The sequence below is a fragment of the Streptomyces sp. URMC 127 genome, from assembly GCF_051386535.1.
In the GTDB taxonomy this organism is placed as follows: Bacteria; Actinomycetota; Actinomycetes; order Streptomycetales; family Streptomycetaceae; genus Streptomyces.
Map to the genome: position 1 here is coordinate 61,010 of NZ_JBPQTW010000009.1, position 14,846 is coordinate 75,855.

Genomic DNA, 14,846 nt, shown 5'->3' on the forward strand with positions numbered 1-14,846 from the left:
CCGCGCCGTCCGCACCGGGCGGCAGCACCTGTCCGGCCCCGGGGCCGCCCGCTGCCGCCCCCGTCCACCTTGGCAGATCACGGGGTGCGGAGCGGGGCGACACGGGCGGGCAGGTGACGGCGACACGGGCGGGCGGGTGACGGTGAACCGACGAAGGGGGACGCCGGGCGGACGAAGGGTGACGCCGACGCGACGCGCCGGATGACCACGGGTGGACGAATCACGGCCGGGGCGCCCGATCGCAGCCGGTTTTCCGGTGGCCGGGCGGGGGCGGCGGGACAAAAACAAAGGATTTTGCGGACGGCTCGGCTCCGGTCACCATGTCGTGTCGCACATCCTGGCGAACCTGCCCGCTGGACCGAGAGGCACACCCCCTCATGCACGACACCGACGGCACGCACACCCGCCGTTTCGGCCTCCCGACCGCCACTGCCCTGGTCATGGGCAACATCATCGGCGGCGGCATCTTCCTGCTGCCCGCGTCCGTCGCCCCCTTCGGCACGGTCAGCCTGCTGGCGTTCGGCGTCCTGACCGCCGGCGCCATCGCCCTGGCGCTCGTCTTCGGCCGGCTCGCGCAGCGCCATCCGCGCACCGGCGGCCCGTACGTCTACGCGCGCGAGGCCTTCGGCGACTTCGCCGGCTTCCTGTCCGCGTGGTCGTTCTGGACCATGACGTGGGTGAGCAACGCGGCCCTCGCGGTGGCCGGCGTCGGCTATCTGCACGTGATCACCGGCAAGGGCTCCATGGCGGGGGACCTGGCCATGGCGCTGGCCATGCTCTGGCTGCCGGCGCTCGCGAACCTGGCCGGCACGCGCTGGGTGGGCGCCGTCCAGATGATCTCCACGGTGATGAAGTTCGTACCGCTGCTGTTCGTCGCGGTGGTCGGCCTGTTCTTCTTCGACCCGGACAACCTCGGCTCGTTCACGACCGCCGACGGCAACTGGACCGGCGGGCTGACGGCGTCGGCCGCGATCCTGCTCTACTCGTACGTGGGCGTGGAGTCCGCCGCGATGAGCGCGGGCGAGGTGCGCGACCCGGAGCGCAACGTGGGGCGCGCGAGCGTCCTGGGCACCGTGGGCGCCGCGCTGGTCTACCTGCTGGGCACCGTCTCGGTCTTCGGCACCGTCCGGCACGACAAGCTGGTCGAGTCGACGGCCCCGTTCTCCGACGCCGTCGACGTGATGTTCGGCGGCCACTGGGGCGGCATGCTGATCGCCGCCTGCGCGGTGATCAGCATCGTGGGCGCCCTCAACGGCTGGACGCTGATGAGCGCCCAGGCCCCGTACGCCGCCGCGAAGGACGGGCTGTTCCCGGCCGCGTTCGGGAAGAAGAAGCGCGGCGTGCCGACGTTCGGCGTGCTCGCCGCCACGGTGCTCGCCACGGGCCTGACCGTCGTGAACTACACCTCGGGCGTGGGCGGGGTCTTCGAGATCCTGGTCCTGATCACGACGTTCTCCGCGACGGTCCCCTACCTGCTGGCCGCGGCCGCGCAGGTGTACTTCCTGCTGACGGGGCGGCGCGAGAAGGTGCGCGCCGACCGGTTCACGCGGGACATGGTGCTCGCGCTGGGCGCCTTCGCCTTCTCCTTCTGGCTGGTGGCGGGCGCCGGGTACGCGGCCGTCTACCAGGGCGTGCTGTTCCTCTTCGCGGGCATCCTCGTGTACGTGTGGCTGACGGCCCGCCGCCCCGCGGCGGAGGCCGGTGAGCGGGCCGCCGCCACGGAGCAGGCTCAGCAGGAGGCGGCCGTCACGCCGTGACGCCGCCGTCGAGGACGAGGTCGGCGCCGACGGTGTAGCCGGCCTCGTCCGAGGCGACGTGCAGCACGGCGGCCGCGACCTCGTCGGGGGTGCCCGCCCGGCCGGCCGGCACCTCGCGGCGCATCCGCTCGGCCTTCTCCGGCGCGGACTCGCCGGGGCGCGAGGACATCGGGGTCTCGACGGCCCCGGGGCTGACGGCGTTGATGCGCACGCCCTCGCCGATGTGGTCCAGGGCCGCGTTGCGGCTCAGGGCGGAGACGGCCGCCTTCGTGGCCGCGTACGCGCCGAAGCCGGGCTTCCTGCGGTGCGCGCCGAGGTTGGACGCGATGTTCACGACGGCGCCGCCGCCGTGGGCGCGCATGTGCCCGATCTCGTGCTTCATGGACAGCCAGACGCCCTTGAGGTTGGTCGCGACGATCAGGTCCCAGTCCTCCTCGGACACGTCCGCGACCTTGGCCGGCGGTACGGCCAGGCCCACGTTGTTGACGGCGACGTCGAGGCTGCCGAAGCGGGCCACCGTCTGCTCCACGAGGGCCCGCACGTCCTCGGAGCGGGTGACGTCCGCGGTGACGGCGAAGGCCTCGCCGCCCTCCGCCTCGACGGAGGCGACCGTCTCCTTCAGGGGCTCCTCCCTGCGGCCCGCGACGACGACGCGCGCGCCTTCCCGGGCGAAGGCGAGGGCGACGGCCCGGCCGATGCCCGTCCCGCCGCCGGTGACGAGGACGGTCTTGCCGGTGAAGCGTGCGGTCATGTCGAGACTCCTGAACGGTCGGAGAACGGTCGGTGGGTTCTGTGGCCGGGGGCCGGCCGTGATCGGGGGCCCGTATCCGAGGGGCCGTGATCGGGGTGGTCAGTCCAGCAGGGCGAGGGCCTGCTCCGCGGCGTCCCGCACCCGCGCCGGGCCGGACGCGGCCTTGCCGACGACGCGCATGCCCTGCAAGAGCACGAGCAGCATCCGCGCGAGCGCCACGGGGTCGCGGCCGGCGGGCAGTTCGCCCTGCTCCGCGGCCCGGGTCAGCGCCGAGATGAGCGCCCGCTCCAGGACGAGCCAGCTGTCCTCGACGCTGCGGGCGGCGTCGGGGTCGTGCGGCGCCAGCTCGACGGCGGTGTTGGTGACGAAGCAGCCGCGCCGCAGCTCGTCCCCGGCGGCCTCCTCGGCATAGCGGGTCACCAGCGCGCGCACGGCCGGCAGGGCCGGGCCGGGGCGCGCCAGTTCCTCGGTGACGCCGGGGCCGCGCTGGTCGCCGTAACGCTCCAGGGCCTTGAGGTAGAGGTCGCGCTTGCTGCCGAACGTCGCGTAGAGACTCGCCCGGGCGATGCCCAGGTGACCGACGAGGTCGGCCATCGACGTCGCTTCGTAGCCGCGCTGCCAGAACAGCTCAAGGGCTGACTGGAGCGCGGCGTCGGGATCGAATTCCTTGGTCCTGGCCACGTGTTGACAGTAGCCCTTTCTAGAACGATCGGTCAAGACCGATCGTTCTAGAAAGGCGGCGAGGCCCCGGCCGTCGTTACGGAGCCGGCCGCATCCTGAAGTCGTACTGCCGGGGCAGCCGCTTCGCGCGCGCCCGGGCGCGGATCTCCGCCGTGACGGGGCCGTCGCCGGCCAGCAGCCGCTCCTCGGTCGCGTACCAGGTCTCGCCGAGGGTCTCGTCGCCCTCGCGCAGGTCCTCCACCTCGAAGCCGCGGTCGAAGATCTCCCGCGCCCCCGCGGCGTCGCCCCCGGCGAGCAGCACCCGGGCCCGGAGCAACTGGAGGCGGCCGCGCTCGCGCAGGCCGGGGCGCAGGGCGTCCAGCACGGCCGCGGCGTCGCCCGCGCGGCCGGCGGCGAGCAGGGCCTCCACCGCCTCCTCGCCGAGCGCGGTCATGGCTGCCGTCCACGAGGCGCCTTCGCGCCGCTCGCCGCGGGCGGCCTCGAAGGCCTCCAGATAGCGGTCGGCGGCGCGCTCGGCGTGGCCGTCCTCGGCGTCGGCGAAGGCGAGGCAGCGCTTGACGAACCACAGGCGCTCCGCCCGCCCCTCCCAGGCGCGCACCGCCTGCGAGCGGTCGCCCGCGTGCCAGCGGGCGACCCCACCCCGAGGTGGTAGGCGCCGCAGAGGTCGTCCTCGCCGGTCGTCTCCAGCAGTTCCCGCCACTGCGGCGACACGAGCGAGGGCGGGGGCGGCAGCGCCGGGTCCGGGCGGGGGTGCGAGCCCGTCCGCAGGAACTGCAGCCAGGGCTCCTGCTCCTCCCCCAGCGTCTCCGGTGCGAAGGGCGTGCCCGGCAGGTCGTAGTGCCCGCGCTCGGCTTCGAGCGCGCCCCAGCCGGAGCCGGTGTGCAGGCTCTCCTTCGGTTCGGCGTCGGCGTACGGGCGCCACTCCGCGTACGCCGCGTCCACCGCGGCCCGGGGCAGGGCCGCTTCGAGCCGGGCCGCCGCCTCGGCGCGGGCAGCCGCCCAGTCGGCGCCGTGCACGGCCGCCGGGTCCGCCGCCAGCGGGCCGTACGCCTCCAGCCAGGCGAACTCGCCGCCGGGCTCCAACGGCACGTGCTCCAGCTGGGTGCGGGCGAGCCCGGCCTGGATCTCGGCGTAGCCGCCCGTGCCGGGCTGCGTGAGCCACTCCTGCCAGCGCCGGCCGCCGCGGCCCGAGCCCCAGACGAAGAGCTTGCGGCCGCGCAGCACGTCGGTCGAGGTCTGCACGAGGCCGCGGCCGTCCGCGCCGAGGGAGGCGATCCAGCGGCGCTCCCCGCCGGGCACGTCGTAGAAGAAGTCGGCGGCGTGCGTGCTGTTCAGCGGGTACGTGCGGTCCGCGCCCTCCCACTCGGGCACCGGGACCCGGCGCAGGCTGCGCTCGTAGCCGAACCGCCAGGCCGCCTCGGCGGGGGCGAGGACGCGCGCCCCCTCCTCCTCGGGGACGGCGATGTTGGACCACCAGTAGACGGGCGCGGGGCGGTGGTGGGGGTTGCGGATGCGCACGCCCACGTAGAGGAAGTCCGAGCCGCCGGGCAGCCACAGGTCGACCTGGAACGGCAGGTCGCGCAGCCGCTCCCACTCCCACAGGCGCAGCATCTCCCCGCCGCCCGGCGCGGGCACGCGGGCGGCGTGCAGCGGGGCCACGGACAGCGGGGTGTGGCCGGTGGCGCCGATGTTCCACTCGATGCCGCCGGAGAACCAGGCGCCGTTGAGGGCGAAGTGGGCGGGCTGCAGGACGGGGTTGGCGTAGAGGAGCTGCCGGCCCGTGGCCTTGTGTTCGAGGGAGTGGACGCGGCCGCCGAGGCCGGGCAGGACCGTGGCGCGCAGCCGGTCGTTCTCGATGACGATCGCGTCGAGGTCGGTGACGACGCGCTTGCGGGTGTAGTGGTCGCGGCGGCGCACGGGCAGGACGGAGCGCAGGGGTGCGTAGCCCGTCTGGCGGGCCATGTCGGCGGGCAGGCCCGCGCGCTGTGCGGGGCTGAGGCGGTGGACGTCCCGGGCCGTGCGGAGGGACGGCAGCGGGTTCTCCGCGCCGAGCGGGGCGGCGGGCAGGGACAGTACGGCTCGTCGGATGGTCGTGGGCACGGCAACCTTTCTCAAGCCTGGGGGCGGTCCTGATGGTCAGTCGTGGTGGCCGGTCCTGCTGGTGGCCGGTCCCGGCAGCATGTCGGCCGTGATCGCCCAGCGCTCGTGGTCGCGCCACGCCCCGTCGATGAAGAGGAACGCCGGGGAGAAGCCCTCCAGGCGGAAGCCGTGCCGCTTCACCAGCGCGATCGACGCGGCGTTGCCCGGCTGGATGTTCGCCTCCAGCCGGTGCAGGCCCAGCGGGCCGAAGGCGTGGCGCAGGACGAGCCCGAGGCCCTCGCTCATGAGCCCGCGGCCGGCCGCCGGCACGAAGGCGCCGTAGCCGAGCGCGCCGCACTGGAAACGGCCGCGCGCGATGTTGTTGATGTTGATGAAGCCCGCGGCGCGGCCGGTCTCGCGCAGGCACACGAGGAGACCCACGCGCTGCTCGCCGTCGAGCGTGGCGGCGTACGCGGCGAAGTCCTCCGCGGTGGTGGGCATGGCCATCCACGGATGGTGCAGGTCCGCGCTGGCCCGGACCAGGCGGGTGAACTCCGGCCCGTCCCCGGGCGTCACGGGGCGGATCGCGACGCGCGGCCCCTCGGCAAGCCATTCCGGCACCGCTTCATCGTACGGTCCGGCGCGGGTTTCGCCGGTGGGGCCGGTGGCGCCGCGGGTCGTCACGACCACTCCGGCGTGTCGGTGCCCCAGCGGCCGGGGATCCTCGCCCAGTCGCGGGGCGCGCCGTCGACGTGCACCGGCGGCCGCGCGTACGTGATGCGGCCGAGCGGGCCGGCGGCCTCGGCGAGCCAGGCGCCCGCCTCGTACGTGCCGCCGGCTTCGCCCTCCTCGGGCGGCAGGCCGCAGGTGAGCCAGTGCGCCGTCCGCGCGAGGGAGAGGCGCGCGAGGCGGGTGCCGCCGGTGGTGCGCTGCTCGGTGACCGCGCGCAGGACGGCGGCCGCGAGGAGGTAGCCGGTGCCGTGGTCCAGGGCCTGCGCGGGCAGGGCGCCGGGGGTGCCGTCGGGGGCGGCCTCGGTCACGGCGATGCCGCAGGCCGCCTGGACGAGGCTGTCGAAGCCGCGCCGCCCGGCCCAGGGCCCGTCCGTGCCCCAGGCGCTCAGCTGACCGACGACCAGGCCCGGCCGCCGCTCGGCCAGCGCCTCCGGGGAGAGGCCGTGGCGGTCGAGCGCGCCGGGACGGTAGCCGGTCACGACGACGTCGGCGCGCGCGAGCAGGTCCTCGAAGACCGCCCGGTCGGCGCGGCGCGCGAGGTCGAGCACGGCCGAACGCTTGCCGAAGCCGGTGTCGTTGTGCGCGTCCTGGCTCTCCGGCAGGCCCGGCGGGTCGATCCGCAGCACGTCCGCGCCGAGCAGGCCGAGGGTGCGGGTGGCGACGGGGCCGGCGATGACACGTGTGAGGTCCAGCACGCGCAGGCCCTCCGCGGGCGCCGCGGGGTCCGGCGGCAGGACGCGCACGGGGCCGTCGGCGATGCGCTCCAGGGTGAGCAGCGGGCGCCGGGTCACGGCGGCGCCCTGCGGATGTGCGGCCCAGGCGGCGGCCGAGCGCACGGCTACGGCCAGCCCTCCGGCCGCGTTGACGGTCTCCTGGATCTCTTCGGCGTCGCGCAGGGCGAGTTCGGCGGCGACGTCGTCGGGGGTGACGTCCTGTCCGGCCGTACGGGACAGGCCGAGTGCCTCGGTCAGGCGGGCGCGGTGGTGCGGGTAGTTGGCGTGCGTACGGACCCAGCCGTCGCGGGTGCGCCAGAAGCGGGACAGCGGCGCGAACGTGGCGCCGGCGCGGCCGTCGACGCGCAGGTGCCGTTCGCTGACGAACGCGGTGGCGACGGCGCCGTCGTCGACCCGCACGGCGGGCAGCGGGCCGCCGCCGCGCCGGGCGGCGGCCAGCTCGGCCGCGGCGAGGGCGGCCACGGTGACGGTGGCCCGGGCCAGTTCACGCACGGGCAGCCGGGAGGGCAGTGTGCCGCCGGGTCCGCCGTAGGTGACGGCGCTCAGGAGCCCGGGCTCCCCACCGAGCGCGTCCCACGCGTAACCGGCTCCGCCGGGGGCGCTGTTGATCATGTCCTCAGTCTGTCACCGAACCGGCCCGCCGGGCCAGTGCCCCCGGCGACCATCCGTTGCGGCGGACCGGCAGCGCCGACCGAGGACAGCGTCGGCACAAGTGCCGGGCAATTCCCTTCCGCCGCCACGGCGAGCAACCACCGTGCACCGGACCGGCGGTGCCAGGCCGGGCCCCAGCCTTGGCACAGGCCGGCAGGCCGATCGCCGCCGCGGCGCGCAACCACCGCACCCCCTCACCGGCGGAGCCGGGGGCGGCCGGCGGTCAGGGCGGCGGTACCGGGGTGAGTTTCAGGGTTTTGTCCTCGCTGCCGCTGGCCAGGTATCCGCCGTCCGGGGCGAAAGCGACGCACAGGACCGGGCCGTTGTGCTGGACGCGCAGCGCCCGCGCGCCGTCCGTTGCGGACCACAGGCCCGCCGTACGGTCGGCGGAGGCCGTGGCGAGCCAGCGGCCGTCGGGGCTGAAGGCCACGTCCTTGACCGCGGCGGCGTGCCGTACCAGCAGGCGCTGGTGGCCGGTGCCCGCGTCCCACAGCCGGACGCAGCCGTCGTCGCCCGCCGTCGCCAGCCGGCCGCCGTCGGGGCTGAAGCCGACGGCCTTGACCGGGTGGTCGTGGCGCAGGCGCAGCAGCGCGTCGCCGCCGAGGGACCACACGTGCACCGAGCGGTCGGCGCAGGCGGAGGCGAGCCGGGCGCCGTCCGGGCTGAAGGCGACGTCGGTGACGACCTGGTCGTGCGTGATGCGCAGCATGGGGTCGCCGCCGGTGGAGTCCCACAGCCGGACGGTGCGGTCGGCGGAGGCGGAGGCCACGCGGAAGCCGTCGGGGCTGAAGGCCACGCCGAAGACCATGTGGTCGTGGCGCAGGCGCAGCAGTTCCTCGCCGTCGGAGGCCGCCCAGATGCGGACGGTGTTGTCGGCGCCGCCGGTGACGAGGCGGCGGCCGCCGGGGCTGAAGGCGGCGGCGAAGACGGAAGAGAGCCAGCCGCCCGCGGTCTGCTCCCAGATGCGGTTGCCGGTCAGGGCGTCCCAGACCCGGACCCGGCTGCGGGATCCGGTGGCGAGGCGTCTGCCGTCGGGGTGGAAGGCGAGGGCGTGCACCCACTGGCGGGCGTTGAGGACGCGCGGGGTGATGCGGGGGCCGGGCGGCGGGCCGGACGACGGGCCGGGCGGCGGCCCGTCCGCGGGCCCTGCGCCCTCCGGGGGCCACCACGGTCTCGGCGGTACGCCGCCGGGCCCCGGCGCCGCGCCCCCGGCCGGCTCCCGCTCCGCGGCCGTGCCGCGGTCGTCCGCCGGCTCGGGCATGTCGAAGAGCCGGGCGTCCCCGCCGCGCAGGTAGAGCACCGGGGTCGCCCACTCCAGGCTGTCGTCCTTGTCGACGACGAGCGCGATCCGCCCGACCCGCACCGCTTCGTCGACGCTGCGGCCGCCGGCGAGCGCCTGGTAGAAGGACGCGGCGAAGCGGGTGGCCGCCTTGTCGGTGACGGCGAACTGCATGGCGACGATCGCCGGGACGGTGCGCACGAGGACCGCGGCGGTGCTGGAGAAGAGGTCCTCGGAGTTGCCCATGCCGCTCTGGCAGCTGTTGAGCACGACCAGCTGGGGCTTCGGCCGGGCCACGCTGAGCAGTGAGGCGAGGGCGGAGGCGTGCAGGTGGTGCTCGCGCCCGTCGGCGCCCGCCAGCGTGAGCATGCCCTCGCGCCGCTCGGCGTCGTACGCGCCGTGCCCGATGAAGTGCAGCACGTGGCAGCCCCGCAGCAGCCTGCGGGAGAGGTCGTCCGCGGTCTGCCCGGCCACCCAGTCGAGGTCGACGAGCCCGCGCTCGGTCAGCGGGCGCAGCGCGACGGCGAGGGCGGCGCGCTCGCTCTCGGCGTCCAGGGGCGCGCGGGACCGGGGCAGCGAGGTCATGCCGAGGATCTTCAGGGGCGGGCCGGAGCGCAGCGGGGCGAGCGGCTCGGGCAGGTCGACGTAGCGGACGAGGGGCTGGTGCAGGCACAGGTAGCCGCCGAGTTCCTCGTCGTGGAGCAGTTCCCAGGGCAGGGCGGCGAGTTCGGGCGCCCGGATGCGCAGGACGACGCGGAGCGCCTGGTCGCGCTCGGCGGCACGCTGGCGGCTGGCGAGGTACAGGGCGCGCAGGCGCGCGTCGAAGACGGTGCGGAAGAGCTGCTCCCCCACGTCCCGTACGGGCCGCTCCAGGCCGAGGGCGGCCGCGCGCGGCGTCACGGAGGAGGCGAGGACGGCCCGTTGGAGCTCGGCGAGCCGGGCGCCGACGGCTCCGGGCTCCAGGGCGACCGAGGCCGTGCCCTCGCCGGCGGGCGAGGAGACGGTCACCGCGTACCGCCCGCCGGGCCCGCCGCTGATCTCCAGGACGAAATCGCCGGCGGGCATCACCGCTCCCGGGGCGTTCGGTGCGACGTCACCGTTCCGCATTTTCCGCGGTCCCGCTTTCTCACGTGGCCGTGCCGTGCACCGGGCCCGCGTTCTTCCACCATTCGAGCAGTCGCGGGTACGAGGGGAGCGGGGCGTGCGCCTGCGCGATGATCTTCACGTCCTCGCTGGACCACGTGAGATAGGCGTCGCTGTCTCCGGGTTCGCGGTGGCAGGCGAGTTCGCCGACTTCCTTTCCGCCGTTGTTGTACTTCTGCCGGCCGCTGAGCGGGGTGGACGGGCCGCATGAGCCCTGAGTGAAGGAAACGTCGCTGACGAGCCGCTGGAATCCGCCCTGGGTGCTGATGTCGTCCACGAACTGGGCGTAGATCACGGGAAATCCGGTGGCCGGGGTGCACGCGACCACGGCGACGACCGACGCCGGGAATTTCGAGGCGTCGCCGTCGGAGCAGCTCGGGCGGATGGTGTCCGGCACGTGGGCGAGCAGGGCCGCCGTCGCGCCGGAGGACCGGGGCGTTCCCGGCACGGGCGCCGAGGACTCCGGCGGCGGCGGTGCGGCCGAGGAGGGCTGCGTCACCGGCTGCGAGGAGGGCGCCGCGGGTAAGGACGGTGATGCGGATTTCTGCGGTGCGGTTCCCGGTGGAGGATCGGCCACCGTATTTCCGGAAGAATCCTTATTGGCGAGCAGGACGATGCTGGTGACCACGAGGCCGGCCCCGAGCAGGGCCGCCGTGGACCGGATCACCGGGCTGATCCGGGGAAAGGAGATTTCCCGGACCGAGAATCCGCTGCCGAGCAGGGAGATGAGGACCATGAGGCCCCCGAAGACGAACAGGATGATCGAAGCAGAGGCCGGCATGATTTCCCCCCGATGCGTCACGACCCTCCGCGGACCAGCCAGGTTATAGGAAATTCAGGGGAATGCCGCCGGGTCGTGCGCCGTATATTCGGGGGCTCGCCCCCGCGCGCTCCCGGAATGCGCCCCCGCGCCCTTACGCCGGACGCGGCGGCCGCGGCCGGTGCGCGTTCGCGACCGCGACGGCCGCCGCGTACCCCTGCGGGGCCGCGACGTCCGTCAGCGCCCAGCCCGCGGGGGAGGCCGGGTCGGGGCCCGTGCCGACGTACGTCACGGACGGATTCTCCGACAGGCCCGTGCCCGTGCCCTTGAGGTAGGCCTCCTTGCGCGTCCAGCAGCGGGCGAACGCCTCCGGGCGCCGCTCCGCGGGCAGCGCGGCCAGCTCCGCCGTCTCGTCGCGGTGCAGGACGCGCGCCACCTCGTCGACCACCTCGGGGGGCTGGACCTGCTCGACGTCCGCGCCGACCGGGGTGTCCGCGAAGGCGAACAGCGCGAGGTCGCCCGCGTGCGAGAGGTTGAAGTGCAGGGGCGCGCCGGCGGCGGCCGGGCGGCCGTGCGGCCCGCCGCAGCCGGGGCACGGCTCGCGCACGAGCACGACCGCGGCCGGGTCGGCGGACAGATAGGCGCCGAGGAGGAGCCGCAGCCCGATGTGGGAGGCGACGTAGCGGTCGCGGTGCAGGTCGCGCACGAACGCGGCGGCGCGGTCGCGCTCCGCGGGGTCGAGGATGCGGGCGTGGTCGCGCAGCGCGGCGGCGAGCGGCGTGCCGGACTCCGGGCCCCCGCCCGGGTGCGCCCGGCCCGGCAGGCCACCGGCCCCCGGCCCCTCGTCCGTGGAGCTGCCCGGCCGCAGGCCGGTGAGGTCCAGCAGCCATACGTGCGGCGGACCGCCCGGTGTCCACGCGCCCGGCAGCAGGTCCTCGCCGAGGACCCGGGGCCGTATGCCCGGTCCGCCGCTCACGCGCATCCGTTCAGCCCTCTCCCAGGTGGCGGGTCACCGCCCGGGCGACCTCCGTGATCGGTCCCGGCCGCGTCATGTGTGCGTGCGTGCAGCCGACATCGTGGTTGATCACCCTACCCGTGACGTACGGCCGCCACGCCTCCCGCGTCAGGGAGCCGGCCGGCTCCGTGCCCGTCGCGGTGAAGAAGAGGACGTCGCCGTCGAAGACGCGGTGCGGGTGCCGCCCGGCCAGCTCCGTCGTGGCGAGCGCGACGTCGACCGCGGACCGCAGGGTGCGGCCGGTCAGCGCGGCGAAGGGCCCGCCGTCGGCGCGGAGGGCGGCGAGCACCCCGTCCCGGGTGAGGGGCGCGTCGCCGTCGCGGGCGCACCCGGCCATGTCCAGCAGGGCGCCGAGGACGGCCTGTTCCCCGGACGCGGCGCCGCCGGGGTAGGCGTCGAGCAGGGCGAGGAGCCCGACCTTCTCGCCGGCCTCCTGCAGCCGTACGGCGACGGCGTGCGCGAGGACGCCGCCCGCCGACCAGCCCAGCAGCCGGTAGGGCCCGTACGGCTGGACCGCGCGGATGCGTTCGGCGTGCTCCGCGGCCATCTCCTCCAGCGTCGCGGGCAGCGCCTCCCCGGGCGCGAACCCGCGCGCCCGGAGCGCGTGGAGGGGCTGGTCGGGGCCGAGGCCGGTGAGCAGCCCTGTGTAGCACCAGCCGAGGCCCGAGGCCGGGGGCAGGGCGAACAGGGGCGTGCGGCTGCCGGTCGCGCGCAGCGTCAGCACGGGGTCGAGCGAGCCGGGGCCCGTGCCGTCCTCGTCGCCCAGCCGCCGGGCGAGGCCGGCCGGGGTGGGCGCGCGGAAGAGGGTGCCCAGAGCCAGGGAACCGCCCTCGTCCTCCGCCGCACCGCCGCCGAACACGTCGCGGATGCGCGCGATGAGGCGCGCCGCGAGCAGGGAGGTGCCGCCGAGGGCGAAGAAGCTGTCGTCGGCGCCGACGTGCGGCAGGCCGAGGACTTCGGCGAACAGCCGTGCCAGGGTCTCCTCACGCGGCCCTGCGGGTGCGCGGCCGCCGGTGTCCGCCTCCGGGGCGGGGGCGGGGAGCGCCGCGCGGTCGAGCTTGCCGTTGGGGCCCGTGGGGAAGGCGTCCAGGACCACGACGGCGTCCGGCACCGTGCTCGCGGGGAGTTGCGCGGCCAGCAGCTCGCGCAGGGCGTCGGGGCCGGGCTCGGCGGCGGCATCCGCCGAGGCCGGAGTCACGTAGGCGACCAGGCGCCGGTCGCCGGGCCGGTCCTCGCGGACGACGGCGCAGGCGGCGCGGACGCGGGGGTCGGCCAGCAGGACGGCCTCGATGCCGTCCGGCTCGATGCGGCGCCCGTGCAGCTTGACCTGGCGGTCGGTGCGGCCGAGGTACTCGGCTTCGCCGTCGGCCCGCCAGCGGGCGAGGTCGCCCGTGCGGTACATGCGCGCGCCGGGGCCCGCGAAGGGGTCGTCCAGGAACCGTTCGGCCGTGAGGTCCGGCCGTCCGAGGTAGCCGTCGGCGAGCTGGGCGCCGGCGAGGTGGAGCTCGCCGGGGACGCCGGGCGGGCAGGGGTGCCCGGCCGCGTCGAGGATGTAGAGGCGGGTGTTCCAGACGGGCCGTCCGATGGGGACGGGTCCGGTGTCGCCCGGCCGGCAGGTGTGGTGGGTGACGTCGACGGCGGCCTCGGTCGGCCCGTAGAGGTTGTGCAGCAGGGTGCCGGGGAGCAGCCGGTGGAAGGCGCCGGCCGTGCCGCGCGGCAGGACCTCGCCGCTGCTGAAGACGTGCCGCAGGCCGGTGCAGCGGGCCGCTTCGGGTTCGGCGAGGAAGAGCTGCAGCACCGAGGGCACGAAGTGGGTGACGGTGACGCCGTGTTCGCGGATGGTGCGGGCGAGCTCGGCGGGGTCGCGGTGGGCTTCGGGCCCGGCCACGACGAGGGTGGCGCCCTCGCGCAGCGGCCAGAACAGCTCCCACACGGAGACGTCGAAGCCGGCGGGGGTCTTGTGCAGGACGCGGTCGCCGGGGGCGAGCGGGTACCGGCCCTGCATCCAGCGCAGCCGGTTGTCGATCGCGGAGTGCGGGACGACGACGCCCTTGGGGGCCCCGGTGGTCCCGGAGGTGTGCAGGACGTACGCGGGGTGCTGGGGCGTCAGGGCCCGGCCGGGGTCGGTGGGGAGCTGGGCGGCGAGCGCCTCGCGGACCGCGGGGTCGTCGAGCGCGACGGCGGGCGGCGCGCCCGCGGGGAGGGCGGCGCTGCCCGCGCGGTCGGTCACGACACACACGGGGGCCGCGGTGTCCAGCATGTCGCGCAGGCGCGCGGCCGGGTCGGCGGTGTCGAGCGGCAGGTACGCGCCGCCCGCCTTGAGGACGGCGAGGAGCGCGACGACGAGCTCGGTGGAGCGCGGCAGGGCGACGGCGGCGACCGTGCCGGGGCGGACGCCGAGGCCCGCGAGGTGGCGGGCGAGCCGGTTGGCGCGGGCGTTGAGCTGCGCGTAGGTGAGGGTCTCGGCGCCGCAGACGAGGGCGGTGGCGTGCGGGGTGCGGGCGGCGCGGGCCTCGACGGGGCCGATGAGGGTGGTGGGCGGCACGTCGGTCGCCGTGTCGTTGAACTCGGTGAGGACCTGCTCGCGCTCGGCGGCCGTGGCCAGGGAGAGGCCGCCGGTCGGCAGGTGCGGGTCGCGCTCGGCGAGCCGGTTCAGCAGGTCCAGGAAGCGGGCCTGGTGGGCGGCGAGTTCGTCCTGGCCGTAGCGGGCGGGGTTGGCGTCGTAGTCGATGCGCAGGCCGCTGCCGTCGGCGCGGTCGTAGATGCCGATGGTGAGGTCGTCGACGGGCCCGGGGGCGAGGTTGTGCGCGCCTGCGCGGGCACCGGCGAACGCGAGCCCGTAGTCGAAGGGCATGACGTTGACGAGCGGGCCGGTGAGCGGCCGGCCCTCGCCGAGCAGGCCGAGGTCGCGGCGGATGTCCTCGTAGCGGTAGCGCTGGTGGCGGCGGGCGGACCGGATGCCGAGGACGGTCTGGTGGACGAGTTCGGCGAAGGTCGTGCCGGGGGTGACGGTCAGGCGCAACGGCAGGACGTTCATGACCATGCCGGGCACGCGCAGGGCGACGGAGCCCATGCGGCCCATCATGGGCAGGCCGAGGACGACCTCCTCGCTGCGGGTGGCGCGGGCGACGTAGAGGGCCTGGGCGGCGAAGAGGACGTCGGTCCAGGTGGCCCGGACGGACGCGGCCAGCCGGCGCAGCCGTGCGGTCGCCCCGGGGTCGAGGTGGGCGGTGGCGCGCAGATGGCTGCGGGAGGGCAGGGCGG

9 protein-coding genes and 1 pseudogene are annotated in these 14,846 nt (G+C 75.9%); 1 reads left to right on the plus strand and 9 read right to left on the minus strand.

Annotation, left to right across the window (positions count from 1 at the left end; genetic code table 11):
• Positions 1–377: 377 nt before the first annotated feature.
• A complete protein-coding gene (locus ACSNOH_RS04420; protein ID WP_436719843.1) occupies positions 378–1,757 on the plus strand; it encodes an amino acid permease in 1,380 nt (459 codons plus the stop codon).
• Here ACSNOH_RS04420 and ACSNOH_RS04425 read toward each other — a convergent pair.
• The 9 genes and pseudogenes from ACSNOH_RS04425 to ACSNOH_RS04465 form a co-directional block, all read right to left on the minus strand.
• Positions 1,747–2,508, minus strand: a complete 762-nt coding sequence (locus tag ACSNOH_RS04425; protein ID WP_436719844.1) for an SDR family NAD(P)-dependent oxidoreductase — start codon at positions 2,506–2,508, stop codon at positions 1,747–1,749. The two genes, ACSNOH_RS04420 and ACSNOH_RS04425, sit on opposite strands and share 11 nt — an antisense overlap.
• A 99-nt stretch (positions 2,509–2,607) precedes the next feature.
• Complete coding sequence (locus ACSNOH_RS04430; protein ID WP_436719845.1) at positions 2,608–3,189, minus strand: TetR/AcrR family transcriptional regulator; 582 nt, start codon at positions 3,187–3,189, stop codon at positions 2,608–2,610.
• Positions 3,190–3,265: 76 nt separating this feature from the next.
• Positions 3,266–5,289: pseudogene (locus tag ACSNOH_RS04435) on the minus strand (DUF5107 domain-containing protein).
• Positions 5,290–5,325: 36 nt separating this feature from the next.
• Positions 5,326–5,889: a GNAT family N-acetyltransferase gene (locus ACSNOH_RS04440; protein ID WP_436719846.1), complete on the minus strand. Its 564-nt coding sequence runs from the start codon at positions 5,887–5,889 to the stop codon at positions 5,326–5,328.
• A gap of 59 nt (positions 5,890–5,948) precedes the next feature.
• A complete protein-coding gene (locus ACSNOH_RS04445) occupies positions 5,949–7,346 on the minus strand; it encodes a CoA transferase (protein ID WP_436719847.1) in 1,398 nt (465 codons plus the stop codon).
• 262 nt (positions 7,347–7,608) lie between these two features.
• On the minus strand, positions 7,609–9,729 hold the full coding sequence (locus tag ACSNOH_RS04450) for a CHAT domain-containing WD40 repeat protein (protein ID WP_436719848.1): 2,121 nt from the start codon (positions 9,727–9,729) through the stop codon (positions 7,609–7,611).
• 61 nt (positions 9,730–9,790) lie between these two features.
• Positions 9,791–10,588, minus strand: a complete 798-nt coding sequence (locus ACSNOH_RS04455; RefSeq protein WP_436719849.1) for a hypothetical protein — start codon at positions 10,586–10,588, stop codon at positions 9,791–9,793.
• Positions 10,589–10,721: 133 nt separating this feature from the next.
• Positions 10,722–11,543, minus strand: a complete 822-nt coding sequence (locus ACSNOH_RS04460; RefSeq protein WP_436719850.1) for a 4'-phosphopantetheinyl transferase family protein — start codon at positions 11,541–11,543, stop codon at positions 10,722–10,724.
• A 10-nt stretch (positions 11,544–11,553) separates the two neighbouring features.
• A partial coding sequence (locus ACSNOH_RS04465; RefSeq protein ID WP_436719851.1) for an amino acid adenylation domain-containing protein occupies positions 11,554–14,846 on the minus strand: 3,293 nt, incomplete at its 5' end.

What these genes read in the sequence shown, in the direction of transcription:
- ACSNOH_RS04455 (WP_436719849.1), bottom strand. Translation starts at nt 10,588, where the DNA reads ATGCCGGCCTCTGCTTCGATCATCCTGTTCGTCTTCGGGGGCCTCATG.
- ACSNOH_RS04450 (WP_436719848.1), bottom strand. Translation starts at nt 9,729, where the DNA reads ATGCCCGCCGGCGATTTCGTCCTGGAGATCAGCGGCGGGCCCGGCGGG.
- ACSNOH_RS04425 (WP_436719844.1), bottom strand. Translation starts at nt 2,508, where the DNA reads ATGACCGCACGCTTCACCGGCAAGACCGTCCTCGTCACCGGCGGCGGG.
- ACSNOH_RS04420 (WP_436719843.1), top strand. Translation starts at nt 378, where the DNA reads ATGCACGACACCGACGGCACGCACACCCGCCGTTTCGGCCTCCCGACC.
- ACSNOH_RS04445 (WP_436719847.1), bottom strand. Translation starts at nt 7,346, where the DNA reads ATGATCAACAGCGCCCCCGGCGGAGCCGGTTACGCGTGGGACGCGCTC.